Below are 26,262 nucleotides of genomic sequence, written 5' to 3'. Positions count from 1 at the left end.
GCGACCGAGACGCCATGCGTTCACGCATCGTCCCGATCATCCTGGTCCTGTTGCTGCTGATCCTCCAGTGGCAGCTCTGGACCGGGCGCGGGAGCGTGCGCGACGTGGTCCAGCTCAAGGACAAGCTGGCCGAGCAGAAGGAGTCCAATGCGCGAGCGGCCGTGACCAACGACCGGCTCAACTCCGAGGTCAACGACTTGAAGGAAGGGCTCGAGATGGTCGAGGAGCGCGCGCGACAGGAGCTCGGCATGGTCAAGCCCAACGAAGTGTTCGTGCAGATCACGCGCTGAATGCCATGACGCCTGCGCTGCCGGCCGGCTGCGTGATCGCGCTGCTAGGCGCTGATGACGGCGGCAAGACCCAGCTCGCTGAGGCGCTCGCGCAACGGCTTGCGCAGCGCGGCATCGCCGCCACGCTCGTGGCCGACCCCTTGCCCGAACACGCGTTCGATGCAACCGCGCTCGAGGCGTATCGCGGCCATGCCCTCATCCTGCTCATCGCCCCGGCCTCGCCGACGCCGATCGACGAGATGCTGCGCAAGGCGCTGATGGACGCGAACCTGAGCTTTGCGGTGGTGCACGGCGAAGGCGCGGAGCAACTGGCCAACGCATGGAATGCGATCAACGCCGCCGCAGATCCCGACGCCCGCCGAAGTGCCGCGCGGGGAGCGGCAGCTGCATGGTCCTGGGCCTGCGACAAGTGCTCCGACCCCGCGTGCGAACACCGGCTGTTCAGCGATCTCGTTGCGAAGCGCTCGTAAAGGAACCGAACGAATGCATCTCAGACTCCGTGCGGCCGCCCTGCTGTGGGCCCTGCTGTCTTCCGCGGCAGTTTCGGCCGCGCCAATCCAGGCGACGATCGACAACGAGACCCACGCGACCGCCTGCGCCGAAGAAGACAACGTTTCGCTGAACCTGAGCGGAAAGAACATCCGCAAATTCCGCGTCGAGGCGCTGCCACCCGTGTACCTGGCATCCATCGACAAAGACATCACTGCGCCGGATTTTTCGGGCTGCAACTTCGATGGCAGCACGCATCCCACGGACCCGCGCCACACCTTCAAGGAGCGCCGCGAAGTGCTGCACGACGGGCCGCGCTGGATGGTCGTCGGCATGACGCTGCCCAGCTTCTGGCGGCCGCACCGCGTGCCGGTGCGCGTCGACGGACGCAAGACCGCAGGCGGGTTCCACATGATCCAGGTCTTCGCGAAGACCGGCGCCAAGCCGCTCGAAGCGCTGGTGATGTACCCCGCCGACGGCTACTGGCGCATCAAGCCGCTGCCGGCACCGCGCTTCGGCGACGGTGTCTACGGTTCGTCCTTCGTGATGGGGCCGGTCGAGCAGGCCGGGCGTCCGGTCGCGAACATCACCGACATTGCCATCGACACGCAGCCGCTCCGGTTCAAGCTGAAGTTCGCGAACGGTGGCTCAGCGACTGTCGATGTCCAGGAGATCAGCGCGTCGCGCACCGCGCTCGGCGTCGCCATGAAGCCGGGGCGCCGGCACGGTCCCCGATTCGCGGTCCTGCGCTCGATGTACGTCGCGCCCGACAACGCCGACATGAGCGAGGTGTCGTGGCGAACCACACCGCAAGCCGCCACCGAGACCAAGCCGCTGCCGGAAGTGTCCACGCTGCAGGCGGCGGAAGTGCGCTTCGGCCGCAGCCTCCCTTCGCGCCACAACACGAGCGCGCCGGACATCCGCTTCAGCGGCTTCGAGCGATCTACTGCATCACCGGGCTCGCCGGCAGCTGGTCGCCCCGCGCGGTGAACAGCTGCGCGACATCGACCGCATCGAAGCGGTACTGCTTGCCGCAGAAGTCGCAGCCGACCTCGATATCGCCGCGCTCGACGAGGATGCCCTCGGCCTCCTCCACACCCAGCCCGCGGATCATCTGGGCCACGCGCTCGCGGCCGCAGGTGCATGCGAAATGCGGCCCCAGCATGCCGCTCTGCGGCTCGAAGCGCAGCAGCTTCTCTTCCCAGAACAGGCGGCGCAGGATGGTCTCGACGTCGAGCGTGAGCAGCTCGTCGCGCGTCAGGGTGGAGGCGAGGATCGAGATGCGGTTGTAGTCCTCGTTGTGGCCGATCTGGTCCTCGTTGGCTTGGTTGCGATCGCCGGCGGCCGTGCCTTCGAGGTTGGCCTCGCCCTTCACCGGCAGGCGCTGGATCAGGAGGCCGGCCGCCACCTTGTCGTCGGCCGCGAGCACCAGCGTGGTGTCGAGCTGTTCGCTTTGCAGCATGTAGTGCTGCAGAACCTCGCTCAGGCGGCCGAGCTTCTCGCCGCTGTGGCCGTGAAGCGGCACCACGCCCTGATAGGGCTGCTGGCCCGGCAGCTTGTCCTTGGGGTCGAGCGTGATCGCGCAGCGGCCCTTGTTGCTGACATTGACCATCTCGGGCAGATGCGCATCGGACGCGAGCTCGCCCACCACCTTGGCGGTGGCGCGCAGGCTCAGGTCGGGTTTGACCTCGGCGACAGCGACCTTGACCGGGCCGTCGCCAAAGATCTGCAGGATCAGCGCACCGTTGAACTTGATGTTGGCCTGCATCAGGGTGGCCGCCGCCGTCATCTCGCCGAGCAGTTCGGCCACCGGGGTCGGATAGGCGCCGGTACTCGTGTTGGAGGCGCGCCGCGCCAGGATTTCCTGCCAGGCTTCCGTCAGGCGAACGATCATGCCGCGCACCGGCATGCCGTCGAACAGGAACTTGTGCAACTCGCTCAAGGCAATCTCTCCGAGCGGCTTCTTCAGCCGATCTTCTTCAGGCCCTTCGCGAAGCGACGGGCGTTTTTCACATAGTGGTCGGCATTCTGCCGAAGACGGGCGGCGGCGGCATCGTCGAGCGTGCGCACCACCTTGGCCGGCGAGCCGATGATCAGCGAGTTGTCGGGAAACTCCTTGCCTTCGGTCACGACGCTGCCGGCGCCAACGATCGAGTTGCGGCCGATCCTGGCGTTATTCAAGACCACTGCCCCGATACCGATCAGCGAGTTGTCGCCCACGGTGCAGCCGTGGAGCACGACCTGATGGCCCACCGTCACGTTCTCGCCGATGGTCAGCGGCACGCCGGCATCGGCATGCAGCATCGAAAGGTCCTGGATGTTGCTGTTGCGGCCGATGGTCAGGGTGTCGCTGTCGCCACGCGCCACCACGCCGAACCAGATGCTCGCGTTCTCGCCCATGACGACGCGGCCGATGACCTGTGCGCTGTCTGCGACATAGGCGCCCGGTCCAAGCTGCGGCGCCACGCCGTCGATTTCGTAGAGGGCCATCGCCGTGCTCCTGAAGGGGGAAAAACTAGAATTGTAGGGATGCACCCCCGCCTCGGCGCCCTGGCCGCGCTGCGCCTGACAGATCCCGACCGCAAGGTCGCGGCGACGCGCGCCACGGCGGCGCAGGCCGCGCTGCATCCGATGGCGCCGGAGCCCATCCGCGCAGCCGGCGACGAGGCCGGCGTCCCGGGCCGCCCCGATCGCCCGCTGCGCGTGGCCGCCACCGCGGTCGAGAAGCGCTCGCCCTTCACGCCCGAGGGCCGCGCGGCGCTGGTCCATTCGATCTGCCACATCGAGTTCAACGCGATCAATCTCGCGCTCGACGCCGCCTGGCGCTTCGACGGCATGCCCGAGGCCTACTACCGCGACTGGCTGCGCGTGGCCGACGAGGAGGCGCAGCACTTCACGCTGCTTCACGAGCATCTGCGCGGCATGGGCTGCAGCTATGGCGACTTCACCGGCCATGACGGCCTGTGGAGCATGTGCGAGAAGACCAAGGACGATGTGCTCGCGCGCATGGCGCTTGTGCCGCGCACGCTGGAGGCGCGCGGGCTGGATGCGACACCGCTGATCCAGGCCAAGCTCCGGCGCGTGAACACGCCCGATGCGCTCAGGGCCTGCGAGATCCTCGACATCATCCTGCGCGACGAGGTCGGCCACGTGGCCATCGGCAACCGCTGGTACCGCTGGCTGTGCGAGCGAGAAGGGCTCGATCCGATCGCGCACTACCGCGTGCTATACCGGCGGCACGAGGCGCCGCGCCTGCGGGCGCCCTTCAACCTCGAGGCCCGCGCGCGGGCCGGGTTCACCGACGAGGAACTACAGAACCTGCAGCAGGACTAGCCGGCAGGCCGTCGCGACACCACCAGCTTGGTCGTGAGCCGCTGGCAAACATCGCCATGCTGGTTGAGCGTCTCGCTGCGCACCACCACCATGCCGCGCTCGGGCCGCGAGCGCGAGGGGATCACTTCCAGCACCTCGCTCTCGACATGCAGCACGTCGCCCGGACGGGTCGGCTTCGGCCACTGGATCTCGCCGCCCGAACCGATGATGCCGTCGGCCAGCGGCAGACCGCTTTGAACCAAGAGCCGCATCGTGATCGAGGCCGTGTGCCAGCCGCTGGCCGCGAGGCCCTGGAAGAAGGTGCTTTTCGCTGCCTCCACATCCAGGTGGAAGGGTTGCGGATCGAAGCGCTGCGCGAAATCGACGATCTGCGCCGCGTCCAGCGCCTGTTCGCCGCTCGTGAAGCGAGCGCCCGGCGACAGGTCTTCCAGGTACAGGGTTCCGGCCATGGGGTCTCCTCGGGTGTGGGCGCGGAATCTTGTCACGCGGTGCTCAAACGCGCTCGAGCACCGTGGCGATGCCCTGCCCGCCGCCGATGCACTGCGTGGCCAGCGCATAGCGGCCCTTCTCGCGCACCAGCAGCGAAGCCGCCTTGCCCGTGATGCGCGCACCGGTGGCGCCCAGCGGATGGCCGATCGCGAGCCCGCCGCCATCGAGGTTGACGGTGGCTGGGTTCAATCCCAGCTCGCGGATGCAGGCCAGCGCCTGCGAAGAGAAAGCCTCGTTGATCTCGACCACGTCGAGATCAGCCACCGTGAGGCCGGCACGTGCCAGTGCCTTGCGCGTGGCCGGGATCGGGCCGATGCCCATCACGGCCGGGTCGACGCCGATCGTGGCAAAGGACTTGATGCGCGCCAGCGCCTGCAGCCCGTGCCTGGCGGCGAAGGCATCGCTCACGACCAGCACCGCGGCCGCGCCGTCGGTGAGCGGCGAGGAGGTGCCGGCCGTGACCACGCCGTCGGACCGGAACGCCGGCTTCAGTCCGGCCAGCGCTTCGAGCGAGGTGGCCGGACGGATGCAGCCGTCGGCGCTAATCAATTCACCCGAAACTGCGGCGATCGGAACGATCTCGCCGGCGAGCCGCCCCTCATCGCGCGCGGCGGCCGCCTTCCGGTGCGACTGCACGGCCAGCGCCTCCTGGTCGGCCCGGCTCACTTGCCAGCGCTCGGCCACGTTCTCGGCCGTTTCGCCCATCGAGATGTAGGCATCGGTGTTCGCCTTCAGCTCGGGGCTGGGCGAGAAGGTGAAGCCGCCCTGCGGCACCATCGTCATCGACTCCACGCCCACGCAAAGGAAGGCGTCGCCCATGCCGGACTCGATCTGCGCCGCCGCGATGTGCACCGCCTGCATCGAGGAGCCGCAGAAGCGGTTGACCGTCATGCCACCGACCTCGTGCGGCAGCCCGGCGAGCAGCCCGACGATGCGCGCCAGGTTGTTGCCCTGCGCGGCTTCCGGATAGGCGCAGCCGAGGATGATGTCTTCGAGCAGCGAGGGGTCGAGGTCGGTGCGCCGCAACAGGCCCTTGACCACTTCTGCGGCCAGCGTGTCGGGCCGCACCTCGGCGAGGGCGCCCTTCCTGGCGAAATGGAAGGGGGAACGGGCGTACCCGGCGATGACGGCTTTCATGGGTTTCTCCTTTGCATAACTACCTACCAATCGGTAGCCTTTTGAGACAAAAATAAGGCACGCTTGAACGTGCCTCGACAACGGTGTCAGCTCGCGAGCGAGCGCTTCAACTGGGCAATGCTTTCATCGAAATCGTCCACGCGGCCGGTCATGCGCGCGGCCAGCAGCGCGCCCTGGCAGACGGCAAATACATAGGCGGCCAACTCGCCGACAGGTGCCGACGGCTTGTGGCCCGAGGCCAGCGCCCCGAGCACGCCGGTGAGCCAAAGCACCTGCGCGCTGCGCAAGTCGCGCACCGCCTGCCGCAGCTCGTCGTTGATGCAATCCCAGCCGGGCGCAAGCGCCCCCGCGGGGCAAACGCCCTCGCCGGCATGCAGCCCGTTGCGGTACATGCGGAAATAGGCATCCAGCGCGGCCTGCGGCGAGCGCTCCTTGGCGACCGTCCAGTCCTTGAAAGCCTGCATGGCTTCGCGCAGCACCTCGATGCCGAGCGCTTCCTTGGTCGGGAAGTGGTGATACAGGCTGGGCTTGCGGATGCCGATCGCGTTGGCCACGTCCTGGAAGCTGAAGCCCAGATAGGAGCGCGTCTGGATCAGCTCGCGCGCCACACGCAGGATCTGCTCCCGCGTGGAGGCGCCGGCCAAGTCGGTCGAAGTCGCATTCATCTACCTACTATAAGGTAGGTAATTTCGAAAGACAAGCGCATGCCCCTCATTGCGAAATTCATCCCCTCTAAGATTCCTTCATGACACAACCCCTCACTCCCGGCTTGACCGCTCTGGAAGCACGCGTGCGCCAGGACCTGGCCTGGCTGGATCTGCCGTCCAAGGATTGGGTGATCGCCCTTCCGCACCAGGGCAGCGATGTGCTGCCGGTAGCGATCATCGGCGGCGGCATGGCAGGCATGGCGGCCTCTGCGGCGCTCCTGCAACTGGGCATCAAGGCGCCGATCTTCGACCAGTCCCCCGAAGGCTTCGAAGGCCCGTGGGCGACCACGGCCCGAATGGAGACGCTGCGCTCGCCCAAGCAACTGACCGGCCCGGCGCTGGGCTTGCCGTCGTTGACTTTCCGCGCCTGGTTCGAGGCCCAGTTCGGCCTGCCTGCCTGGGAGGCGCTCGACAAGATCCCCCGCCTGCAATGGATGGATTACCTGCGCTGGTACCGCCGCGTACTGGAACTGGACGTCCGCAACCAGCACCGCGTGCACGCCGTGCTGCCGCGCGCCGATGGTCTGGTGGCCCTGGACATCGAATCGCCCGACGGGCGCGGCACGGTCCTGGCCCGCCGCGTGGTGCTGGCCACCGGCCGCGACGGCCTGGGCGGCGCCTGGGTCCCGGCCTTCGCACGCCTCCTGCCGCCCGAACGCTGGGCCCATTCGTCCGATGCCATGGACTACCGAACGCTGGCCGGCATGCGGGTCGGCGTGATCGGCGCCGGTGCCTCGGCAATGGACAGCGCGGCAACCGCGCTGGAAGGCGGCGCGGCCAGCGTGGACCTACTGATCCGCCGCCCCGACATCCCGCGCGTCAACAAGGGCAAGGGCGCGGGCAACGCCGGCATGACGCACGGCTTTCTGGACCTGCCCGACGCATGGAAATGGCGCATCCGCCACTACATCAACGTGCAGCAGACCCCGCCGCCGCAGGGCAGCACCTTGCGCGTGTCGCAACATCCGAATGCGCGCTTCAACCTCGGCTGCGCGATTCTCGATGTGCAGTGGACCGACGGGCTGTTGAAGGCGTACACCTCCAAGGGCCTGTTCACGCTGGACTTCCTGATCCTGTCGACCGGTTTCCGCATCGATTGGCATGCGCGGCCCGAGTTTGCAGCGCTGGCGCCGCACATCCGCGCATGGAAAGACCGCTACACCCCGCCGGCCGGCGAGGAAGACGCCGAACTCGCGGATTCGCCCGACCTGGGCGCCGCGTTCGAGCTGCAGGAAAGGCGGCCGGGCACCTGCCCCGGCCTCTCGCGCGTGCACTGCTTCTGCTACCCCGCCGCGCTGACGCATGGCACCGTCTCCGGCGACATCCCCGCCATCAGCGATGGCGCGAAGCGGCTGGCGCAAGGCATTGCCAGCCTGCTCTACCGCGAAGACATCGAGATGCACTACACCCGCCTGCAAGCCTACGACGAGCCCGAGCTGCTGGGCAACGAATGGACGCCGGCCGATTCCCCCGCCATCGAAGAAGGACAACGCACATGAGCTCATCCACCTCCTACAACCCGGCCGAGGACCTGGTCGACCGCATCGTCGGCCTCGACGCCGCAGGGCAAGGCAGCGCCACCCATGCGCTGCGCCACCAGCGCGACAAGGCGGCGGCCGCGACCCAGGGCAGCTACGACGCGCTGTTCGACCCTGCGCTGCCGGGCCTCTCGCTGCGCGAGCGTTTGCTGGTGGCGTTGTATGCATGCCGCCTGACGCCGGCCCCCGAACTGGCCGCGCATTACCGCGAGCGGCTGCAGGCCGAAGGCACCGAAGCCGGGCTGATCGAGGCGGTGGCAGGCGGCACGGCCCAGGGCGCAGGCGATGCGCGCCTGCAAGCACTGCTCACGTTCACCCGTACGCTGATCGAGCGTCCGGTCGAAGGCGACCGTGTGGCCGTGCAGGCGCTGCCGGCCGCCGGCGTAGCCACGCCGGCCGTGGTGGCCCTGTCGCAACTGATCGCGTTCCTCTCGTACCAGACGCGGCTGGCGGCAGGTCTGAAGGCGATGAAGAGCCTGGAGGCCGGCGCATGAGCAACGGCATCATCCGATCGCGCGGCTTCACCAACGAAACGCTGGGCTGGAGCGCCTGGCTCGACGTCGTGACGCTGGACCAGGCCACGCCCGAGCAGATCGCGGTACTGGAAGAAAGCCATCCCAAGGCCAAGGTCTCCGACTACTACCTCTTTCTGGTGCACCAGCCTGAGATCCTGCGTCAACGCTCGACCGCGTTCAACGCCATCATGTACGCGCCCGGCGGCATGTCGCGCGCTGAACGCGAGCTCGGCGCCACGGTGGTGTCGCGCATCAACGGCTGCGTCTACTGTGCATCGGTGCATGCGCAACGCTTCGAGCAGCTGGCCAAGCGCAACGACGTGATCACGCAGGTCTTCGACGACCCGCACACGGCCGGCACCACGCCGCGCGAGCAGGCGATCGCGCGCTTCTCCATCGCCTTGACCGCTGCGCCCGATCAGGTGTCGGCCGACAGCATCCGCGCACTGAAAGACGCCGGCCTCGACGAGACGGAGATCCTGGACCTGATTCACTCGGTCGCCATCTTCGCGTGGGCCAACCGCTTGATGCTGAACCTGGGCGAACCGGTGTTCCCGCAGCAACAACCCGTCGCGCCCTGACGCCGGCCCGGCCCATTCATTTTTCTTCCCATTTCCCTGGAGTGCCCGATGAAGCTTCGTCTTGTTCCTGGTGTCGTCGCCGCGGTGGTGGCGCTGGCATGCGTTTCGGCCCAGGCGCAGACCGCCCCCGGTGCCAGGACGATGCGCATCGTCGTGCCGTTTGCAGCCGGCGGCGCACAGGACGCGATGGCCCGCTACCTGAGCATCAAGCTTGCCGAACGGCTGGGCTATCCGGTCGTCGTGGACAACAAGGCCGGTGCCGGCGGCGTGATCGGCGCCGACACCGTTGCCAAGGCCACGCCCGATGGCAGCACGGTGCTGCTCGCCACCGGCGGTGCCATCTCGATCGCGCCGCACCTCAATGCCAAGCTGCCCTATGACCCCCGGCACGACCTCATTTCGGTCGCGTTGGTGGCCGATACGCCGATGACGTTGTCGGTGCGCGCGCAGAGCCCCTACACCAGCGTGGCCGACCTGGTGCGCGATGCCAAGGCGCGTCCCGGGGAGGTCAGCTTCGGATCGAGCGGCAACGGCTCGGTCTCGCATCTGACCGGCGAGCTCTTCGCGCAGTCCATGGGCGTGAAGCTTCTCCACGTGCCCTACCGCGGCGGCAGTCCCGCCATCACCGACCTGCTGGGTGGACAGGTGGCGGCCATCGTGACCAGCACCTCTTCGATCGACCCGATGGTGGAAGACAAGAAGGCACGCGTTCTGGCCACCTTCACGAAAGCACGCATGAGTGCCATGCATGGAGCGCCGACGATGGCGGAGGCCACCGGCGTTCAAGGGCTGGAGGTGCCGGTCTGGGTCGGGCTGCTGGCGCCGGCCAAGACCCCGGCCGCGCTGATCGACAAGCTGGCCAGCGAGATGACGGCCGTCTGCCTGCTCCCGGAGACACAGGAACGCTTCAAGGGCCTGGGGGCCGTTCCCGCCTGTGGGGGGCCGAAGGAACTGGACCGCGTGGTGACAGACGACTTCCAGCGCTGGGAGCGCGTGATCCGCCAGGGCGGCATCAAGACCGAATGAGCCCGGGACGCAGGCCCGGCTCGCGTGCCGGCAAAGGTCGCCTCAGTCCACCTTGATACCGGCCGCTTTCACGAGGCGCGCATTGTTCTCGTACTCGGCCGCGATCTCGTCGGCAAAGGCCTCGGCACCGCCACCGGTCGGCACGTTGTCGGTGGCCGTCAACTTGGCGCGCAGCTCGGGGCTGGCGAGCGCCTTGTTGATCTCCGCGTTGTACTTGGCGATCAGGATCGGTGGCGTGGCGGCCGGGGCGAACACGCCGAACAACGAGGTGAGGTTGGCCTCCGGATAGCCCAGCTCGCCCAGCGTCGGCACCTTCGGAAGGCTTTCGAGCCGCGCCGGCGCCCCCACGGCCAGCGGGCGCAGCTTGCCGGAACGGATGTGCGGTGCGACGGCGGGCCCGGCATTGATCGAAAGAATCTCGAACTGCGCGCCCAGCGCATCGTTCATCTGCTGCGCCCCGCCCTTGTAGGGCACGTGGGTGATGTCCACCTTCGCGGTCGCACGCAATTCCTCGAGCACGATGTGGCCGAGCGAGGCCTGGCCCGAAGTGGCCCAGCGCACCGCGCCGGGCCGGGCGCGCGCATCGTCGATCAGGGTGCGGAAGTTGCGGGTGCCGGTCGCTTCCGTGGCCAGCAGCAGCACCGGCGAATACATGACGCTCGCCACCGGTGCGATGTCCTTCTGCGGATCGAAGGGCGACTTGCCCAGATGCGGATTCAGCACCAGCGGGCTGATGGCCGAGAAGCCCAGCGTCGCGCCGTCCGGTGCCGCCTTGGCAACCGCGTCCATGCCGATCGTGCCGCTGGCGCCTGCCTTGTTCTCGACCACCACGGTGCTGCCCAGCTGCGCGCCGAGCTTGTCGGCCAGCGCGCGGGCGACGATGTCGCTGACGCCGCCGGTCGGATAGGCGACGACCATACGGATGGTCTTCGGCACGGCCTGCGCCTGTGCCACCGAAGCCGCCGCGAAGAGAACCATGGCGGCCCATGCTTTCCTGCAACTCATTGCTGCGTCTCCTTGCGAGCATTCATTTTGATGCCGCCGCAATCATGTCGCTGAGCGTCAGGGCATTCCGATATGCAGCAAATTCCTGCACCTCAGCCGCGCGGATGATGCTGCGCGTGGAGCTGCTTGAGACGCTCGCGCGCGACGTGGGTGTAGATCGTGGTGGTCGAGATGTCCGCATGGCCGAGCAGCAACTGCACCGCGCGCAAGTCGGCGCCGTGGTTGAGCAGGTGCGTGGCGAAGGCATGGCGCAGCGTGTGCGGCGACAGCGGCACGTGGATGCCGGCCGCCAGCGCGTGCTTCTTGACGATGATCCAGAACATCACGCGCGTCATGCCCGCACCGCGCGCGGTGACGAACAGGTCGGCGGTCTGCTGCCCGTCCAGGATGGCGGGGCGCGACTCGTGCAGGTAGCGCTCGATCCACCGCCGCGCCTCGCCGCCGAAAGGCACCAGCCGCTCCTTGCTGCCCTTGCCGAGCACGCGCAGCACGCCGTCGTTGAGGCTCAGCTCGAACACCTTGAGCGAAACCAGCTCGCTCACGCGCAGTCCGCTCGCGTACATCAGTTCGAGCATGGCGCGGTCGCGCAGGCCGAGCGGCGTGTCGACCTCGGGCGCCGCGAGCAGGTCGTCGACCTGCTTTTCCGACAGGGTCTTGATCGCGCGCGGCATCTGCCTGGCCGGCGCCAGCCGCAGGCTCGGATCGGCGGCGATGCGCTGCTCGCGCAGGGCCCAGCGGAAATAGCGCTTGAACACCGTGAGCCGGCGGTTGGCCGACGTGGCCTTGCCCTTGTCGGAGAGCTTCGCGCCCATGTAGGCCTGCAGGTCGCTTTCGCGCGCGGCGTCCAGCGCGCTGCCGCGCTGGGCCTGGAGCCACTGCGCGAACAGCGCGAGGTCGCGCCGGTAGGCCGCCAGCGTGTTCTTCGACAGGCCGTCCTCGAGCCACAGCGCGTCGATGAAGTCGTCGATTTCGGGCGTGTCGATGGCCGCGGTCATGCCGTGCAAGATAGCAAAAGAAAAAAGCCGCCCGGGGCGCGGGCGGCTCTGGATCGAGGAAAGTCGGCCTAGTCGAGCGTGAGCTTCTGCTTGGCGACCACCTGCTTGTAGACCTCGTATTCGGCCTTGATCTGCGCGGCGAACTGCTCCGGCGTGTTGGCCACGATCAGCGAGCCGGTGTCCTCGATGCGCTTGCGCACCGCCGGGTCTTCGAGCGACTTCTTCACGCCGGCGTTGATCTTGTCGACCACTTCCTTCGGCAGGCCCTTGGGCCCGAGGATGCCGTAGTAGGCCATGCGGTTGACCGGCTCGAGCCCGACTTCCTTGAAGGTCGGCACGTTGGGCAGGTCCTTCAGCCGCTGCGGCGCCGAGACCACGATCGGCACCAGCTTGCCGGACTTGATGAAGGGCAGCGCCGACGGGATGTTGTCGAACATGATCGGGACCTGGCCGGCCACCACGTCGTTCAGCGCCGGACCGGCGCCGCGGTAGGGAATGTGGGTGATGAAGGTGCTGGTCAGGTTCTTGTAGAGCTCCATCAGCAGATGGCCGATGCCGCCGGTGCCCGAGGAGGCGTACGAATACTTGCCCGGATTTTTCTTGATCTCGGCCACGAACTCGGCGTAGTTCTTGGCCGGGAAGCTCGGGTGCACCGCGATGATGTTCGGCGTCGCCGCGATGTTGATGATCGGCGTGAAGTCGTTGATCGGGTCGTAGGGCACCTTGGGGTTGATCGCCGGGTTGGCGGCCGTGCTCGACACCGTCGCCACGCCGAGCTTGTAGCCGTCCGGCGCGACCCGCGCGGTCTCCGCCGCGCCGACGATGCCGCCACCGCCCGCCTTGTTGATCACCACCACGCTCTGGCCCAGCGCCTTGCCCAGCGGCTCGGAGATCACGCGCGCCACGATGTCGGTGGTGCCGCCCGGCGCAAAGGGTACTTGCAGCTCGATGGGCTTGTTGGGGTAGCCCTGCGCCCAGCTGGGGCCGGCGATCAGCGCCAGCGCGGCGGCGCCGGCGAGTGCATTCCATTGACGACGTTGCATTGAAGAGCTCCTGGAGGTCGAAAAGCGAAGCCAGGATGCTAACGGGTCCGCGAGCGCCCCAGTTCGTGGATAACCCATGGGAATCGGCCGTTTATCCTCGACCGGTGAACTATGCCCAACTGCTCTTCCCCGACTTCTCTCTCATCGCCTGCGGCTGGCTGCTCTGCCGCTACACCCCGCTGGACCGCCGCGTCTGGGACCAGGTCGAGAGCCTGGTCTACTACTTTCTTTTTCCGGTGCTGCTGTTCCACTCGATCGTGCGCAGCCCGCTCGACTTCGGCGCCACCTCGCACCTGTTGACTGCCGGGGTCGGCGTCGGGCTGGCCGGCATCGCGCTCGCCTACATGCTGCCCTTCCTGCCCGGTATCGGCACGCACATCGACCGCAGCGATCACGCGGCCAGCGCGCAGGTCGCCTTCCGCTTCAACTCCTTCATCTGCCTCGCGCTGGCCGACCGCATGGCGGGTCCCGCGGGGCTCCTGATGATCGCGGTGCTGATCGGCGTGTGCGTGCCGCTCTTCAACATCGCCGCCGTGTGGCCGATGGCGCGGCACGCGCAGACCGGCCTGGCGCGGCAGCTGATCCGCAACCCGCTGATCATCGCGACGCTCAGCGGCCTGGTCGCCAACCTGCTCGGCCTCAGCGTGCCGAACTGGCTCGAGCCGACGCTCACGCGCATCGGTGCCGCATCGCTCGCGCTCGGCCTGATGGCGGCCGGCGCCGGCATGCAGTTCGCGACGCTCGCGCGCGGCAAGGTGCTGGCGGTGTCGGTGCTGTCGATCCGGCATCTCGTGCTGCCGCTGATCGCCTGGGGCCTGGCCGGCGCACTGCAGCTCGGCGGCGCGCAGGCCGCGGTGCTGATGACTTTTTCCGCGGTGCCGACTGCGTCGAGCGCCTACGTGCTGGCCGCGCGCATGGGCTACAACGGCGCCTACGTGGCGGGCCTCGTGACGCTGTCGACGCTGCTCGGTGTGGCAAGCCTGCCCTTCGCCCTGGCACTCTCGCGCTGAACCGTCATCATCAGTCGCTACCATCGCACGATGCGCTACCTACCGGCCGTTGTCGCAGCATTGCTCGCGGGGGCGGTGCAGGCGCAGGCGCAGGAGCACACCCGCTACCACGGTGCGTGGAGCGGGCCTTTTCTTTTCTACGTGGTCCAGCAGGACACCGGCGCACAGGGTCCGCCGGAGGTCCACGCGGGCGCGATGCAGATCGATCCCGACGGCACGGTGCGCGGCCAGGTACCGGGCGCCGCCTGCACGATGACGGGCTCGAGCGTCGACTTCGTTTCGCCGGCCAACGCCTCGCTCGACCTCACGATCAGCGGCTGCAAGGACACGCGCTTCAACGGGTATTTCAGCGGCAAGCTGATCAACAATCCGGTCCTCAAATACGCCTCGCTGCGGCTGAACTCGATGCGTTCGCTCGACGCGGGAACGGCGCAGGTCTCGGCCATCATGCGGCGCTGAAGTCCAACGCCCATTCGACGTGCTCGCGCACCAGCGCACTGGGATGCGAGCGCCGCGTCGCGAGGATCTCGCGCGCCCCCTCGTCGCCCGCACGCAAGGCATTGCCCAGCGCCACCGCCACATTGCGCAGCCAGCGTTCATGGCCGATGCGGCGGATCGGGCTGCCTTCGGTGTAGCGCAGGAAGTCCTCCTCGGTCCACGCGAAGAGCTCGCCCAACTGGCGGCCGGTGAGCCCGTCGCGCGCATCGAAGTCCGGCAGCGCGCTCTTCTTGGCGAACTTGTTCCAAGGACAGATGAGCTGGCAGTCGTCGCAGCCGTAGATGCGGTTGCCGATCAGCGGCCGCAGTTCGAGCGGGATCGGCCCCGCGTGCTCGATGGTGAGGTAGGAGATGCAGCGCCGCGCGTCGAGCCGGTACGGCGCGATGATGGCGCGCGTCGGGCACACCTCGATGCAGGCGCTGCAGCTGCCGCAGTGCGCCGTGACCGGCGCGCTCGGCGGCAGCGCCATGTCGACATAGATCTCGCCCAGGAAGAACATCGAGCCCGCGTCGCGGTCCAGCACCAGCGTGTGCTTGCCGCGCCAGCCCTGGCCGCTGCGCGATGCCAGCTCGGCTTCCAGCACCGGCGCCGAATCGGTGAAGGCGCGGTGGCCGAAGGGGCCCACTTCGTCGGCGATGCGCTCGGCCAGCTTCGCGAGGCGCGAGCGCATGACCTTGTGATAGTCGCGGCCGCGCGCATAGACTGAAACGATGCCCTCCGCCGGCCGCCGCAGCCGGTCGAACTCCACCGCCTGCCAATCCTCGGGCGTGCTGCGCGGCAGGTAATCCATGCGCGCGGTGATCACCGACACCGTCCCCGGCACCAGCTCGGCCGGCCGCGCGCGCCGCGTGCCATGTGCGGCCATGTAGTGCATCTCGCCATGGAAGCCTTCGGCCAGCCATCGCATGAGGCCCTCTTCCGCGCTCGACAGATCGACGCCCGCGATCCCGATTTGGGAGAATCCGAGCTCCCGGGCCAAGGCCTGAATCCGATTCACGAGTTGATGGCTGCCGATCACCTGCCGATTGTAGAAACGCAAAGCCTCGTGCAACGCTGGCGCAGCGAAGACGATTGCGACGCGCTGGCGCGCGCACTCGCGTCATCGCCCGACCTGGCTGACGCGTTCATTGCATTGCATGGAGACCTCGGCGCCGGCAAGACCACCTTCGTGCGCCACCTGTTGCGCGCGCTCGGCATCGGCTCGCGCATCAAGAGCCCGACCTACGCGGTCGTCGAGCCGCACGAGGCGCCCGGCGGCCTGGCCATCTTCCACTTCGATTTCTACCGTTTCAGCGATCCGCACGAATGGGACGATGCCGGCTTCCGTGACATCTTCGCGGGTTCGGGCCTCAAACTCGCGGAATGGCCAGAAAACGCTGCAGGGCGCATTCCGCTTGCAGACCTTGCTATTAAAATCGAAGCAATGATCGACGACACCCGCACCGTGACCCTGCACGCGAACACGCCGCGCGGCAGTCGGTTGCTCGCCGCCGCCAGCGCATGAAAGCCGGCCAACTGAAACGACGCGTACTGCTGCAGGGCGGCAGCATCGCCCTCCTGCTCGGCGTGCACGAGATCGCGCGCGGCGCCACCATCGTGGCGGTGCGCGTCTGGCCGGCGGCCGACTACACGCGCGTCACCATCGAATCCGACGGCCGCCTGCATTCGCAACAGCTCGTGGTCGGCAGTCCGCCGCGTCTCGCAGTCGACATCGACGGGATCGATCTCAATCCCGCGCTACGCGAGCTGGTAGGCAAGATCAAGCCCGACGACCCCTTCATCAACGGCCTGCGCGTCGGCCAGTTCGCGCCCAGCGTGGTGCGCATCGTGTTCGACCTCAAGCAGTCGGTGGCCCCTCAGGTCTTCTCGCTGGCGCCGGTGGCCGCTTACCAGCACCGGCTGGTGCTGGACCTCTATCCGCAGCAGGCGCTCGATCCGCTGGAAGCCCTGATCGCCGAGCGGCTGCGCGATGCGCCCAAGGCCCCCGGCCGCGACGGCACCGTCGCGGGCATCGCGCCGCGCACTCCCGCGCCCCCGGCCGTCGATCCGCTGGGCGAATTGATGGCGCAGCAGTCGATGCGCCCCTCCCCTTCCTCGCCGCCCGCACAGGCGCTGGTCGTTCCGGCGCCGCTGCCGCCCGTGGTGGGAACGACGCCGGTGACACCCCTCTCGCCGCCCTCTTCCGCCACCGCGCGCAACGGCGGCGCGACCGCGAGCGGCACCGACCGCATCATCATCGTCGCGCTCGATCCGGGCCACGGCGGCGAAGACCCGGGTGCGATCGGCCCCAACGGCACGCGCGAAAAAGACATCGTGCTGCAGGTCGCGCACCGGCTGCGCGACCGCATCAATGGGAGCAGCGTCAACGGCAATCCGATGCGCGCCTTTCTCACGCGCGATGCCGACTTCTTCGTGCCGCTGGGCACGCGCGTGCAGAAGGCGCGCCGCGTGCAGGCCGACCTGTTCGTGAGCATCCATGCCGATGCCTTCACCACGCCCGAAGCGCGCGGCGCCAGCGTGTTCGCGCTAAGCCAGACCGGCGCCTCGAGCAGCGCAGCGCGCTGGCTCGCCAACAAGGAGAACCAGGCCGACAAGGTCGGCGGCGTGAACGTGGGCACGCACGAGGTCCAGGTGCAGCGCGCCCTGCTCGACATGAGCACCACGGCGCAGATCAACGACAGCCTCAAGCTCGGCGGCGCGATGCTCGGCGAGATCCGCGGCATCGGCGCGCGCCTGCACAAGCCGCAGGTCGAGCAGGCCGGCTTCGCGGTGCTCAAGGCGCCCGACATCCCGAGCGTGCTGGTGGAGACCGCCTTCATCAGCAACCCGGAAGAAGAAGCCAAGCTGCGGAGCGTCGAGTACCAGGAAAACCTCGCGGACGCGCTGATGCGCGGCATCCAGCGCTACTTTGCGCAGAACCCGCCGCTGGCGCGCAGCCGTCAGCTGTAGCGCGCGTTGCCGCGGTCAGGCCTTTGCACTTGCGGCGACCGCGGTGCGCGGCCGCAGGGTCGCCATCAGCAGGTACACGCCGCCGCCGATCAGCACGCCGAAGAACCAGCCGTAGGTGTTCCACCACGCCGGCAGCAGGCTGGTGAAATTCGGAAGAAGGGTCGAGAACACGCTGCCGACGCCCGCGGCCACGAGCGCGTTGACGTTCCAGCCGCCCTCGTAGCGATACTCGCCGTTCTCGTCGTAGAGCGCCGCGACATTGATGTTGCCTTTCGCGACCAGGTAGTAGTCGACCAGGATGACGCCCAAAAGCGGTCCCATCGTGGCGCCGATGGCGTTGACGAAATTCGCGGCATTGCCCTCCCAGGGCGCGAAGGGATAGAGCACCAGCGCAATCGCCGCCGCGATGTAGCCGCCCTTCTTGAAGCTGATCTGCCGGGGGAACACGTTCGAAATGTCGAAGGCGGCGGAGACGAAGTTCGCGACGACGTTGATGCCCAGCGTGGCCACCGCGAAGGTGATGGCGGCGATCAGCGCCAGCACCCAGCTGTCGAACTTGGCGGAGATCTGCTCCGGGTGCAGCAGTACTTCACCGTAGACCTTGAAGGCCGCGATGGTCGTGATGCCGGCGACCAGCGAGAAGGCGACCAGGTTGACCGGCAGGCCCCATAGGTTGCCTTTTTTCACCGCGTCCTTGTTCTTGGCGTAGCGCGAGAAATCGCAGAAGTTGAGGTACAGCGCGGCGAAGTAGGTGATCCAGGTCGCAGCCACCGCCATCAAGGCCCAGAAGGAGCCCGGCTCGCCGCTCACGCCGGCGTCCTTGGTCTTTGCCAGCAGCACGTCCTGCGGAATGCCGTGGTCGAAGGAGAAGCCGCCCGCCTTGACGCACAGGCCGATGGCCAGGATCAGCATCGCAATCCATACCGCGGGGCCGGCCCAATCCTGGAACCTGCGCACCGTCTCCATGCCTTTCTGGATGATGAGCAGTTGCAGCGCCCAGATCACCACGTAGCAGACCACCTCCAGGCCCGAATGGCCGAGGATCTGCGTACTCTTGTGAAACTCGAGCATGCTGTCGTTGCGGATCAGCAAGGCGACCACGGCGCCCGACGCGGCCGCCGTCTGCGCGCCGTACCAGAAGCAAGCCACCACGGCCCGCACCAGCGCCGCCAGGTTGGCGCCCCACACGCCGAAGGACGCACGTGCCAGCACCGGGTACGGCACGCCGGTCTTTTCGCCGGCGTAGCCGATCAGGTTCATGAGGAAGAAGATCAGCAGCGAACCGAGCCCGATCGCAAGCAGGAAGTTGGTGAAGCTGCCGCACAGCAGGAACAGGCTGGCCGCCAGGTAATAGCCCCACAGGCTGTGCACGTCCGAGGTCCACACGTTGAAGATGCTGAAGGCGCCCCAGTTGCGCACCTTGGCGGGTGCGAGATCCTCGTTGTAGAGGCCGGGGGAAGGATTGCGGATCTCCATGGCTGCCTCCTGGAAATGCGTCGATGCGCGCAGACTAGCTTTCTTGGCCGGCCCTCGCAACCGCCTGCCATGCGTCGCCGCCTGCGGAACGCGCGCTCTTTGTTGCACGAATGCAGCGCATGCTCTCGGGCAAGGGGGTGCGGCGGACTCCTACACCCGTGGCGCAGGGCTTTTACAGAATGTCTTCATCACTGATTGAAAGGTGGACACCATGAAGACACGTCTCTGGATCACGGCTGCAGCGGCCACGACCGTCATGACCCTGGCAGGTTGCGCAGCGGGACCGAACGAGCAGTGGGGCACGGCCGGCGGCGCCGTGGGTGGTGCAGTGATCGGCAATGCGATCGGCGGCAATACTGCCAGCACCGTGGGTGGCGCCGCCATCGGCGGCTTGATCGGCAACCAGGTGGGTCGCCGCGCCGACGAGCGCAACTACTACCGCGGACAACGCAGTGGCGGCTACTACCCCTACAACGGCCCGAACTACTGAGCTCGCGGCTCTTGCATGATCGAAGGCGCGTCCGAGGACGCGCCTTTTTTGTTTTCAACGCACCGAGGAAGGCGTGCGGCCCGCGCGCCAGGCGCCGAAGACCGCGATCAGGCCCGGCACGAAGATCAGCGCCCAGATGATCTTGTCGAGGTGTTCCTTGACGAAGGGCATGTTGCCGAACAGGTAGCCCGCCGTGCACAAACCCAGCACCCACAACAGCGCGCCGACGATGTTGTAGAGCGTGAACTTGGTGCGCGTCATGTCGGCCACGCCCGCGACGAAGGGCGCGAAGGTGCGGATGAAGGGCATGAAGCGCGCGAGGATGATGGTGACGCCGCCGTAGCGCTCGTAGAAGGCATGCGCCTGGTCGAAGGCCTTGCGGTTGAAGAAGCGCGAGCTCTCCCACTGGAAAACCTTGGGCCCGAAATAGCGCCCGATGCTGTAGTTGCACTGGTCGCCCAGAATCGCGGCCACGATGAGGATCGGCACCGCGATCGAATAGCTCATCAGCCCCGCGCCGCACAGCGCGCCGACGATGAAGAGCAGCGAGTCGCCCGGCAGGAAGGGCATCACCACGAGCCCCGTCTCGACGAACACGATCAGGAACAGCAGCGCATACACCCAGGGCCCGTAGGCGACGACGAAGGCCTCGAGATGTTTGTCGACATGCAGGATGAAGTCGATGAAGAAGCTGATGATTTCCATGGACGCGCATTATCCGGGCAGCTTCGCGAGCCCCCTTCTAGAATGCCCCGGTGAGCGCTCTCCCCTCCTCCCTCGCCCCGGCCGCGCGGCGTCCGATCCGCGAACTTCCCGACGAACTGATCAGCCAGATCGCGGCCGGCGAAGTGGTGGAGCGGCCCGCGTCGGTGGTGCGCGAACTGCTCGACAACGCGCTCGACGCCGGCGCGCGGCAGGTCACGGTGCGACTCTCGGCCGGCGGCGTGCGGCTGATCTCGGTCGAGGACGACGGCCAGGGCCTGCCGCGCGACGAGCTGCCGCTGGCCCTGCGCCGCCACGCGACCAGCAAGATCGCCAGCTTGAACGACCTGGAGACGGTAGGCACGATGGGCTTTCGCGGCGAGGCGCTGGCCGCCATCAACGCCATCGCCGAGCTCAGCCTGCAGTCGCGCTTCCACGCGGCCGACAGCGCCTTCGCGCTCGACGGCCGCACCGGCGAGCTGCGGCCGGTGGCGCGCGCGGCCGGCACCACGGTCGAGGTGCGCGAGCTGTTCTTCGCCACGCCCGCCCGGCGCAAGTTCCTGAAGACCGATGCCACCGAGCTCGCGCACTGCATCGAGGCGGTGCGGCGCCATGCGCTGGCGCGGCCCGATGTGGGCTTCTCGGTCTGGCACGAAGGCCGGCTGGTCGAGCAGTGGCGCGCCGCCGATGCGCGCGACCGGCGCCTGGCCGATACGCTCGGCGAGGGCTTCGTCGCCCAGAGCGTGGCGGTCGAGCACGCCGCGGGCCCGGTGCGCGTGGCAGGCCGCGCCGGCGTTCCCGATGCGGCACGTTCGCGCGCCGACCAGCAGTTCTTCTACGTCAACGGCCGCTTCGTGCGCGACAAGGTGCTGGCGCACGCGGTGCGCAGCGCCTACGAAGACGTGCTGCACGGCCAGCGCCAGCCGGTCTACGCGCTCTATCTCGAGATCGATCCGGCACGCGTCGACGTCAACGTGCATCCCACCAAGATCGAAGTGCGCTTCCGCGACGGGCGCGAGGTGCACCAGGCGGTGCGCCACGCGATCGAGAATGCGCTGGCTGCGCCGCGGGCCGGCGAAGCGGCAGCGGTGTCGGCCGAGCCTTTCTTCAAGCCGCTTTCGCCGCAACCCGTGCCTTCGTGGACGCAGCCGGCGATCCATTTCGCCGCGGAACGGGGTCTGGGCGACGCGGCCGCAATGTGGCCCAGCGAGCGCAGCGACAGCGCCGCGACGCCGGCCACCGCTTTCACGCTTCCGGCAGCACCCGTCAAGCCCGCGCCGGCCACCGACGACGATCAGGCCTGGCCACTGGGCCGCGCGCTCGCCCAACTGCAGGGCATCTACATCCTGGCCGAGAACAGCCAGGGCCTGGTGATCGTCGACATGCATGCCGCGCACGAGCGCATCGTCTACGAGCGGCTCAAGACCCAGCTCGACGGCGCCGCGATCGCGAGCCAGCCGCTCCTGATCCCGGCCACCTTCGCTGCCACGCCGCAGGAAGTGGCGACCGCCGAGGCCTGCGCCGCCGTGCTGCCCTCACTGGGCCTGGAGATCACGCCCTTCTCGCCGCGCACGCTGGCGGTGCGCGCGGTGCCCGGCACCCTGGCCGACGGCGACCCGGTGGAGCTCGCCCGCAGCGTGCTGGCCGAGCTGGCCCACCACGACGCCAGCACCGTGGTGCAGCGGGCCCAGAACGAGCTGCTGTCGACCATGGCCTGCCACGGCGCGGTGCGCGCCAACCGCCGGCTGACCATCGACGAGATGAACGGCCTGTTGCGCCAGATGGAAGCCACCGAGCGCTCGGACCAGTGCAACCACGGCCGGCCGACCTGGCGCCAGGTCTCGATCCGCGAGCTCGATTCGCTGTTCATGCGCGGGCGCTGAACCCGCGAGCGCCGGGGAAAAGCTGCCAAATTCCTCACATTTGGCATCTGTTGGTCACGTAACCGAGGGTTTTCAGGGGTCATCGACAAACCGGGCACGCACGTTGCATGCAGTCTTTTGTTGAACTTTCCGGCCGAGCACCTGTCTTTCAGCCTTGCCCATGAAATCCTGGTCCCTCTTCGCATCCGCTACAGCGCTGGTCGCCTTGCTGGCGGCCGGCTGCTCCACCCTCGACGAGCGGCAGCGCGAATGGATCTTCCAGCCGAGCGACCGCAGCTGGGGCAATTCCGAATCCATGACCGAGGGCATGGACCATGTCTGGATCGACTTCCAGTCCTCCGTCACGGGCCGGCCGGCCCGCCTGCACGGCCTCTGGCTCGGCGGCGCGCCTGAATCGGCCAACACGCCCGTGCTGCTCTACCTGCACGGCGCGCGCTACAACGTGGCGGGCTCGGCACCGCGCATGCGGCGCATGCACGAGCTGGGCTTCTCGGTGCTGGCCATCGACTACCGCGGCTTCGGCAAGAGCAGCAAGGCGCTGCCCTCGGAAGACTCGGCCCGCGAAGACGCGCGCGCCGCATGGATCTGGCTCGCGGCACGGCATCCCCAGCAGCCGCGCTACATCTTCGGCCACTCGCTGGGCGGCGCGATCGGCATCGACCTGGCCTCGCGGGTGAACGACGAGAGCGGCACCATCGTCGAGAGCACCTTCACTTCCATCGCCGACGTGGTGAGCAGCTTCAAATGGGGCTGGCTGCCCTTCGGTCCCTTCATCACCCAGCGCTTCGAGGCGGTCAGCAAGGTCAAGAACATCGGCGCCCCGCTGCTGGTGGTGCATGGCGCTGCCGACAGCCTGATCAACCCGACCCTGGGCCGCAAGCTCTACGAGGCGGCCACGGTGCCCAAGCAGTTCGTGCTGGTCGAGGGCGGCTCGCACCACAGCACCGGTTCGGTGGGCCAGGCGCAGTACCGCGCCGCCCTGTCGCAGCTGTTTCGCATGAAGGAGCCGCCGACCGAGATGGCCGCCGGCGACGGCAGCAGCAGCGCACCGGCCCCGGCCGTGCCCGCGACCGTCCTGCAGCAGCAAGCCCAGTCGTCCGGCCAAGCGATTTAGGGCCGCTGGCGCCCGCCGCGCCGGCTTTGTTACCCTTGGGCGCATGCCGCCCCCTCCCGACGCACCGGCCCTCTCGCAATCCGCGCCGAGTGCAACGGCCATGTCGCCCGCGCTGGTCGTGCTCACGCTGGCCTTGCTGCTGGGCATCCAGCCCGTCACCACCGATCTCTACCTGCCCGCGCTCCCTGCCCTGACCAGCGGCTTCGGCGCGCGCATGTCGCAGGCGCAGCTCACGCTGAGCGCGCTGCTCTTGGCTTTCGGCTGCGCGCAGCTCGTGTTCGGGCCGCTGTCCGACCGCTTCGGACGCCGGCCCGTGCTGCTGTGGGGCCTGGGCGGCTATGTGGTGGCAAGCCTCGGCGGCGCCGTCGCGCCGTCGATCGAGCTGTTGATCGTCTGGCGCACGCTGCAGGGCGCGGCCATGGGTGCCGCGGTGATGGCAGCGCGCGCGATCGTGCGCGATCTCTACCAGCCGGCCGACGGCGCACGCGTCATGTCGCGTGCGCTCACCGGCCTCGGCCTGATCGCCTGCCTGTGCGCACCGGTGGGCGGCCTGGTGTCCGACCTGTTCGGCTGGCGTATCGCGCTGCTGGCGCCGGCACTCTTCGGTGCCGTCACGCTCGCGCTGATCGCGCTGCGCTTCGGCGAAACGCTGGTGCGCCCCAACCCCGATGCGCTGCGCCTCGCCACGCTCTTCTCCACCTGGGCAATGGTGCTGCGCAACCCGACCTTCTTCGCCTTCTCGGCGCTGACGACGGCGGCCTATGGCCTGCTCTTCACCTTTCTCGCCGCCTCGTCCTTCGTTTTCATCCAGGTGCTCGGCCTCACGAAGACGCAGTACGGTCTGGTGATGCTGTGGAGCTCGCTCGCCTACATCGCGGGCACCTTCGTCTGCCGGCGCTGGCTGCCGCGCTACGGCGTGCACGGCAGCGTGGCGCGCGCGTCGCTGCTGACGCTGACCGGCGGCAGCGCGATGGGCCTGCTGGCGCTGGCCGGCGTGCACTCGGTCGCCGCCATCGTGGCACCGCTCACGCTGATCATGCTGGCCCACGGCGTGCACCAGCCCTGCGGCCAGACCGGTGCGGTCGGCCCCTTTCCGCAGGCTGCCGGCGCGGCCTCGGCGCTCAATGGCTTTTTGATGATGCTGGCGGCCTTCGGCATCGGCGGCTGGCTCGGCGCGCACATGGACGGCACCGTGATGCCGCTCGCGCTCGGCATGTGGTTCTGGAGCGTGTGCATCGCGCTGATCGCCTGGACGCTGGTGCGCAAGTACGGCGAGGCGCATGGGCATTGAGCCGAGCGCCGCTGGGCCGCCCCGAGGCGTGAGCGCCCCCTCGGGGGGCAGCGAGGACACGCCAGTGCCGAGCGTGGGGGCAAGTTACGTCGCGCTGGCGGGCCCGACTGCATCGGGCAAGACCGCGGCCGCACTCGCGATCGCGCGCGTGCGGCCGGTCGAGATCGTCAGCGTCGATTCGGCCCTGGTCTACCGCGGCATGGACATCGGCACCGCCAAGCCCACGCCCGCCGAGCGCGCGGAAGCGCCGCACCACCTGATCGACATCCGCGATCCGCGCGAGCCCTACAGCGCGGCCGCCTTCGTGGCCGACGCCACGCGGCTCATCGCCGAGATCCGCGCGCGCGGCCGGTTGCCGCTGCTGGTGGGCGGCACCATGCTCTACTTCAAGGCGCTCGCCGACGGCATCGATGCCATGCCCGCGGCCGACCCTGCCGTGCGCCGGCAGCTCGAATCCGAAGCCGCCGCGTTGGGCTGGCCTGCGATGCATGCCAGGCTGGCCGAAGTCGATGCCGTCACCGCCGCGCGGCTCGCGCCCAACGACAGCCAGCGCATCCAACGCGCGCTGGAGGTGTGGCTGACAAGCGGCCGCACCATGGCCAGCTTCCACGCCGAGCAAGGAGCGGGCGGAATGTCGCCGATCGCGCTCTTCTCGCTCGAACCCACCGAGCGCGCCTGGCTGCACCATCGCATCGCCGAACGCTTCGACGCGATGCTCGCGGGCGGCTTCCTCGACGAGGTGCGGGCCCTTCGCGCGCGCGGCGATCTCGCGCCCGAGCTGCCCTCGATGCGCAGCGTCGGCTATCGCCAGGCCTGGGAGGCGCTGGACGGCCTCTTTCCCATGGCCGAACTGCGGGAACGCGGCATCGCTGCGACGCGCCAACTGGCCAAGCGCCAGATCACCTGGCTGCGCAGCATGCCCGAACGCCGCGTGATCGCGGCCGAGGCGCCCGATGCGATAGAGCGCATCGTGCAGCAGGTGTGCGAGATCGCATGACGCTGCGGATCAGCGAGCTGGCCAAGCGCTACGGCGACGCGACCGTGTTCGAGCAGGTGTCGCTCGAAGTCGCGCCGGGCGAGTTCGTCGCCGTCGTTGGCGAATCGGGTGTCGGCAAGTCCACCCTGCTCAACTGCATGGCCGGGCTCGACAGCTGGGACGCCGGCAGCGTCGTGCACGACGGCATCGACATCGGCGCGCTCGATGCCGAGGCGCGCGCGCTGTGGCGCCGCAAACACGTCGGCTTCGTGTTCCAGGCCTTCCATGTGCTGCCGCACCTGGACGTGGCGCAGAACGTCGCGCTGCCGCTGATGCTGCTCGCGCAACCCGACGCAGCGCGCGTGGCGCACATGCTCGACGCGGTCGGGCTGGGCGGTCTCGGCGAGCGCTTGCCCCAGCAGCTGAGCGGCGGCCAGCTGCAGCGCGTGGCCATCGCGCGCGCACTGGTGCATCGACCGGCGCTGCTCCTGGCCGACGAGCCGACCGGCAATCTCGATCCGAAGACCGCCGCTAAGGTGATGGACGTGCTGCTGGCGCAGACGCGCGAGCACGGCGCTTCGCTGGTGCTGGTGACGCATTCCGAGGCGGCCGCGGCGCGTGCGGACCGCGTGCTGCATCTGAGCGCGGGCGGCATCCGGGCCTGATCCCCGGCCTGGGGTAAGCCCCAGGTCGCAGCCGTCGCCGCTCGCCGTATTCTGTATACA

Annotated in this window: 27 protein-coding genes and 1 pseudogene; 17 read left to right on the top strand and 11 right to left on the bottom strand. The window is 68.4% G+C overall.

The genetic code is table 11. The annotated features are described in order from the left end of the window. Positions 1–14 precede the first annotated feature (14 nt). The 3 genes from ftsB to ACSQ9A_RS10295 are packed head-to-tail and all read left to right on the top strand — an operon-like array spanning position 15 to position 1,769. Positions 15–290, top strand: coding sequence for a cell division protein FtsB (ftsB, locus tag ACSQ9A_RS10305; protein ID WP_093102551.1), 276 nt, complete (start codon positions 15–17; stop codon positions 288–290). A gap of 5 nt (positions 291–295) precedes the next feature. After that, positions 296–760 (top strand): hypothetical protein, encoded by a 465-nt coding sequence (locus ACSQ9A_RS10300; protein ID WP_436303572.1) that lies wholly within the window; start codon positions 296–298, stop codon positions 758–760. A 13-nt stretch (positions 761–773) separates the two neighbouring features. Then, positions 774–1,769 carry a hypothetical protein gene (locus tag ACSQ9A_RS10295; RefSeq protein ID WP_436303571.1) on the top strand — a complete coding sequence of 332 codons (996 nt, stop codon included), beginning with the start codon at positions 774–776 and terminating at the stop codon, positions 1,767–1,769. On the opposite strand, the gene ACSQ9A_RS10290 is transcribed toward ACSQ9A_RS10295, so the two are convergent. Together ACSQ9A_RS10290 and ACSQ9A_RS10285 are read right to left on the bottom strand one after the other, a co-directional pair. After that, positions 1,723–2,721 carry an Hsp33 family molecular chaperone HslO gene (locus tag ACSQ9A_RS10290; protein ID WP_436303570.1) on the bottom strand — a complete coding sequence of 333 codons (999 nt, stop codon included), beginning with the start codon at positions 2,719–2,721 and terminating at the stop codon, positions 1,723–1,725. The genes ACSQ9A_RS10295 and ACSQ9A_RS10290 overlap by 47 nt on opposite strands. Positions 2,722–2,744: 23 nt before the next feature. After that, entirely contained in the window at positions 2,745–3,269 is a 525-nt protein-coding gene (locus ACSQ9A_RS10285; RefSeq protein ID WP_093102543.1) for a gamma carbonic anhydrase family protein, read from the bottom strand. A 39-nt stretch (positions 3,270–3,308) separates the two neighbouring features. On the opposite strand from ACSQ9A_RS10285, the gene ACSQ9A_RS10280 reads away from it, so the two are divergent. After that, a complete protein-coding gene (locus ACSQ9A_RS10280) occupies positions 3,309–4,112 on the top strand; it encodes a ferritin-like domain-containing protein (protein ID WP_436303569.1) in 804 nt (267 codons plus the stop codon). Here ACSQ9A_RS10280 and ACSQ9A_RS10275 read toward each other — a convergent pair. From ACSQ9A_RS10275 to ACSQ9A_RS10265, 3 genes are all read right to left on the bottom strand, one after another. Next, complete coding sequence (locus ACSQ9A_RS10275; RefSeq protein ID WP_244503713.1) at positions 4,109–4,561, bottom strand: MaoC family dehydratase; 453 nt, start codon at positions 4,559–4,561, stop codon at positions 4,109–4,111. The two genes, ACSQ9A_RS10280 and ACSQ9A_RS10275, sit on opposite strands and share 4 nt — an antisense overlap. A 43-nt stretch (positions 4,562–4,604) precedes the next feature. Next, the gene (locus ACSQ9A_RS10270) at positions 4,605–5,738 is read right to left on the bottom strand and encodes a thiolase family protein (protein WP_436303568.1); all 1,134 of its coding nucleotides are present in this window, start codon (positions 5,736–5,738) and stop codon (positions 4,605–4,607) included. Positions 5,739–5,824: 86 nt separating this feature from the next. Then, positions 5,825–6,403, bottom strand: coding sequence for a TetR/AcrR family transcriptional regulator (locus tag ACSQ9A_RS10265; protein WP_436303567.1), 579 nt, complete (start codon positions 6,401–6,403; stop codon positions 5,825–5,827). Positions 6,404–6,483: 80 nt separating this feature from the next. Here ACSQ9A_RS10265 and ACSQ9A_RS10260 point away from each other — a divergent pair, with 80 nt between their 5' ends. The 3 genes and pseudogenes from ACSQ9A_RS10260 to ACSQ9A_RS10250 all read left to right on the top strand — a co-directional run bounded on the left by ACSQ9A_RS10260 (position 6,484) and on the right by ACSQ9A_RS10250 (position 10,105). Beyond that, on the top strand, positions 6,484–7,944 hold the full coding sequence (locus ACSQ9A_RS10260) for an FAD/NAD(P)-binding protein (RefSeq protein WP_436303566.1): 1,461 nt from the start codon (positions 6,484–6,486) through the stop codon (positions 7,942–7,944). Next, positions 7,941–9,079, top strand: a pseudogene (locus tag ACSQ9A_RS10255) (CMD domain-containing protein). The gene ACSQ9A_RS10260 and the pseudogene ACSQ9A_RS10255 overlap by 4 nt, the downstream one beginning before the upstream one ends. A 48-nt stretch (positions 9,080–9,127) precedes the next feature. Then, on the top strand, positions 9,128–10,105 hold the full coding sequence (locus tag ACSQ9A_RS10250; RefSeq protein ID WP_436303565.1) for a Bug family tripartite tricarboxylate transporter substrate binding protein: 978 nt from the start codon (positions 9,128–9,130) through the stop codon (positions 10,103–10,105). A 42-nt stretch (positions 10,106–10,147) separates the two neighbouring features. Here ACSQ9A_RS10250 and ACSQ9A_RS10245 read toward each other — a convergent pair whose 3' ends face one another. The 3 genes from ACSQ9A_RS10245 to ACSQ9A_RS10235 form a co-directional block, all read right to left on the bottom strand. Continuing rightward, positions 10,148–11,110 carry a Bug family tripartite tricarboxylate transporter substrate binding protein gene (locus tag ACSQ9A_RS10245; RefSeq protein WP_436303564.1) on the bottom strand — a complete coding sequence of 321 codons (963 nt, stop codon included), beginning with the start codon at positions 11,108–11,110 and terminating at the stop codon, positions 10,148–10,150. A gap of 92 nt (positions 11,111–11,202) precedes the next feature. Then, entirely contained in the window at positions 11,203–12,105 is a 903-nt protein-coding gene (gene xerD, locus ACSQ9A_RS10240; RefSeq protein WP_093102530.1) for a site-specific tyrosine recombinase XerD, read from the bottom strand. Between the two features lie 68 nt (positions 12,106–12,173). Beyond that, complete coding sequence (locus ACSQ9A_RS10235) at positions 12,174–13,148, bottom strand: tripartite tricarboxylate transporter substrate binding protein BugE (protein ID WP_214692743.1); 975 nt, start codon at positions 13,146–13,148, stop codon at positions 12,174–12,176. Positions 13,149–13,252: 104 nt separating this feature from the next. Between ACSQ9A_RS10235 and ACSQ9A_RS10230 the strand changes: the two genes are divergently transcribed. After that, positions 13,253–14,158 carry an AEC family transporter gene (locus ACSQ9A_RS10230; RefSeq protein WP_436303563.1) on the top strand — a complete coding sequence of 302 codons (906 nt, stop codon included), beginning with the start codon at positions 13,253–13,255 and terminating at the stop codon, positions 14,156–14,158. A 30-nt stretch (positions 14,159–14,188) separates the two neighbouring features. Further along, a complete protein-coding gene (locus ACSQ9A_RS10225; protein WP_436303562.1) occupies positions 14,189–14,617 on the top strand; it encodes a hypothetical protein in 429 nt (142 codons plus the stop codon). Here the strand turns inward: ACSQ9A_RS10225 and queG are convergent. After that, positions 14,604–15,674, bottom strand: coding sequence for a tRNA epoxyqueuosine(34) reductase QueG (gene queG / locus ACSQ9A_RS10220; RefSeq protein WP_093102523.1), 1,071 nt, complete (start codon positions 15,672–15,674; stop codon positions 14,604–14,606). The genes ACSQ9A_RS10225 and queG overlap by 14 nt on opposite strands. Between queG and tsaE the strand changes: the two genes are divergently transcribed. Together tsaE and ACSQ9A_RS10210 are read left to right on the top strand one after the other, a co-directional pair. Next, positions 15,660–16,160, top strand: coding sequence for a tRNA (adenosine(37)-N6)-threonylcarbamoyltransferase complex ATPase subunit type 1 TsaE (gene tsaE / locus ACSQ9A_RS10215; RefSeq protein WP_093102521.1), 501 nt, complete (start codon positions 15,660–15,662; stop codon positions 16,158–16,160). The two genes, queG and tsaE, sit on opposite strands and share 15 nt — an antisense overlap. After that, complete coding sequence (locus ACSQ9A_RS10210; protein ID WP_093102519.1) at positions 16,157–17,605, top strand: N-acetylmuramoyl-L-alanine amidase; 1,449 nt, start codon at positions 16,157–16,159, stop codon at positions 17,603–17,605. The genes tsaE and ACSQ9A_RS10210 overlap by 4 nt, the downstream gene beginning before the upstream one ends. 15 nt (positions 17,606–17,620) lie before the next feature. Here ACSQ9A_RS10210 and ACSQ9A_RS10205 read toward each other — a convergent pair whose 3' ends face one another. Continuing rightward, on the bottom strand, positions 17,621–19,081 hold the full coding sequence (locus ACSQ9A_RS10205; RefSeq protein ID WP_436290599.1) for an NCS1 family nucleobase:cation symporter-1: 1,461 nt from the start codon (positions 19,079–19,081) through the stop codon (positions 17,621–17,623). A 211-nt stretch (positions 19,082–19,292) separates the two neighbouring features. Here ACSQ9A_RS10205 and ACSQ9A_RS10200 point away from each other — a divergent pair, with 211 nt between their 5' ends. After that, entirely contained in the window at positions 19,293–19,571 is a 279-nt protein-coding gene (locus tag ACSQ9A_RS10200) for a glycine zipper domain-containing protein (RefSeq protein WP_093102516.1), read from the top strand. A gap of 54 nt (positions 19,572–19,625) precedes the next feature. On the opposite strand, the gene ACSQ9A_RS10195 is transcribed toward ACSQ9A_RS10200, so the two are convergent. Beyond that, positions 19,626–20,276: a DedA family protein gene (locus ACSQ9A_RS10195; protein WP_093102514.1), complete on the bottom strand. Its 651-nt coding sequence runs from the start codon at positions 20,274–20,276 to the stop codon at positions 19,626–19,628. Between the two features lie 50 nt (positions 20,277–20,326). On the opposite strand from ACSQ9A_RS10195, the gene mutL reads away from it, so the two are divergent. The 5 genes from mutL to ACSQ9A_RS10170 all read left to right on the top strand — a co-directional run bounded on the left by mutL (position 20,327) and on the right by ACSQ9A_RS10170 (position 26,202). After that, complete coding sequence (gene mutL, locus ACSQ9A_RS10190) at positions 20,327–22,156, top strand: DNA mismatch repair endonuclease MutL (RefSeq protein ID WP_436303561.1); 1,830 nt, start codon at positions 20,327–20,329, stop codon at positions 22,154–22,156. A 160-nt stretch (positions 22,157–22,316) separates the two neighbouring features. Further along, the gene (locus tag ACSQ9A_RS10185; protein ID WP_436290601.1) at positions 22,317–23,270 is read left to right on the top strand and encodes an alpha/beta hydrolase; all 954 of its coding nucleotides are present in this window, start codon (positions 22,317–22,319) and stop codon (positions 23,268–23,270) included. A 43-nt stretch (positions 23,271–23,313) separates the two neighbouring features. Continuing rightward, positions 23,314–24,561 (top strand): multidrug effflux MFS transporter, encoded by a 1,248-nt coding sequence (locus ACSQ9A_RS10180; protein ID WP_436303560.1) that lies wholly within the window; start codon positions 23,314–23,316, stop codon positions 24,559–24,561. 64 nt (positions 24,562–24,625) lie between these two features. Next, on the top strand, positions 24,626–25,558 hold the full coding sequence (gene miaA / locus ACSQ9A_RS10175) for a tRNA (adenosine(37)-N6)-dimethylallyltransferase MiaA (protein WP_436306280.1): 933 nt from the start codon (positions 24,626–24,628) through the stop codon (positions 25,556–25,558). Then, positions 25,555–26,202, top strand: a complete 648-nt coding sequence (locus tag ACSQ9A_RS10170; protein ID WP_436290602.1) for an ABC transporter ATP-binding protein — start codon at positions 25,555–25,557, stop codon at positions 26,200–26,202. Before miaA ends, ACSQ9A_RS10170 begins: the two co-directional genes overlap by 4 nt. The last annotated feature ends 60 nt before the right edge of the window (positions 26,203–26,262 follow it).

The sequence above is a fragment of the Variovorax sp. LjRoot290 genome (assembly GCF_964253985.1).
In the GTDB taxonomy this organism is placed as follows: domain Bacteria; phylum Pseudomonadota; class Gammaproteobacteria; order Burkholderiales; family Burkholderiaceae_C; genus Variovorax.
Note: the sequence above shows the minus strand (reverse complement) of the source record. Positions and strands in the feature narration are given on the sequence as shown.

Coding starts and splice junctions, on each gene's coding strand:
- ftsB (WP_093102551.1), top strand. CDS start 15: ATGCGTTCACGCATCGTCCCGATCATCCTGGTCCTGTTGCTGCTGATC.
- ACSQ9A_RS10300 (WP_436303572.1), top strand. CDS start 296: ATGACGCCTGCGCTGCCGGCCGGCTGCGTGATCGCGCTGCTAGGCGCT.
- ACSQ9A_RS10295 (WP_436303571.1), top strand. CDS start 774: ATGCATCTCAGACTCCGTGCGGCCGCCCTGCTGTGGGCCCTGCTGTCT.
- ACSQ9A_RS10285 (WP_093102543.1), bottom strand. CDS start 3,269: ATGGCCCTCTACGAAATCGACGGCGTGGCGCCGCAGCTTGGACCGGGC.
- ACSQ9A_RS10280 (WP_436303569.1), top strand. CDS start 3,309: ATGCACCCCCGCCTCGGCGCCCTGGCCGCGCTGCGCCTGACAGATCCC.
- ACSQ9A_RS10275 (WP_244503713.1), bottom strand. CDS start 4,561: ATGGCCGGAACCCTGTACCTGGAAGACCTGTCGCCGGGCGCTCGCTTC.
- ACSQ9A_RS10270 (WP_436303568.1), bottom strand. CDS start 5,738: ATGAAAGCCGTCATCGCCGGGTACGCCCGTTCCCCCTTCCATTTCGCC.
- ACSQ9A_RS10265 (WP_436303567.1), bottom strand. CDS start 6,403: ATGAATGCGACTTCGACCGACTTGGCCGGCGCCTCCACGCGGGAGCAG.
- ACSQ9A_RS10260 (WP_436303566.1), top strand. CDS start 6,484: ATGACACAACCCCTCACTCCCGGCTTGACCGCTCTGGAAGCACGCGTG.
- ACSQ9A_RS10250 (WP_436303565.1), top strand. CDS start 9,128: ATGAAGCTTCGTCTTGTTCCTGGTGTCGTCGCCGCGGTGGTGGCGCTG.
- ACSQ9A_RS10245 (WP_436303564.1), bottom strand. CDS start 11,110: ATGAGTTGCAGGAAAGCATGGGCCGCCATGGTTCTCTTCGCGGCGGCT.
- xerD (WP_093102530.1), bottom strand. CDS start 12,105: ATGACCGCGGCCATCGACACGCCCGAAATCGACGACTTCATCGACGCG.
- ACSQ9A_RS10235 (WP_214692743.1), bottom strand. CDS start 13,148: ATGCAACGTCGTCAATGGAATGCACTCGCCGGCGCCGCCGCGCTGGCG.
- ACSQ9A_RS10225 (WP_436303562.1), top strand. CDS start 14,189: ATGCGCTACCTACCGGCCGTTGTCGCAGCATTGCTCGCGGGGGCGGTG.
- tsaE (WP_093102521.1), top strand. CDS start 15,660: ATGGCTGCCGATCACCTGCCGATTGTAGAAACGCAAAGCCTCGTGCAA.
- ACSQ9A_RS10210 (WP_093102519.1), top strand. CDS start 16,157: ATGAAAGCCGGCCAACTGAAACGACGCGTACTGCTGCAGGGCGGCAGC.
- ACSQ9A_RS10205 (WP_436290599.1), bottom strand. CDS start 19,081: ATGGAGATCCGCAATCCTTCCCCCGGCCTCTACAACGAGGATCTCGCA.
- ACSQ9A_RS10200 (WP_093102516.1), top strand. CDS start 19,293: ATGAAGACACGTCTCTGGATCACGGCTGCAGCGGCCACGACCGTCATG.
- ACSQ9A_RS10195 (WP_093102514.1), bottom strand. CDS start 20,276: ATGGAAATCATCAGCTTCTTCATCGACTTCATCCTGCATGTCGACAAA.
- ACSQ9A_RS10185 (WP_436290601.1), top strand. CDS start 22,317: ATGAAATCCTGGTCCCTCTTCGCATCCGCTACAGCGCTGGTCGCCTTG.
- ACSQ9A_RS10180 (WP_436303560.1), top strand. CDS start 23,314: ATGCCGCCCCCTCCCGACGCACCGGCCCTCTCGCAATCCGCGCCGAGT.
- ACSQ9A_RS10170 (WP_436290602.1), top strand. CDS start 25,555: ATGACGCTGCGGATCAGCGAGCTGGCCAAGCGCTACGGCGACGCGACC.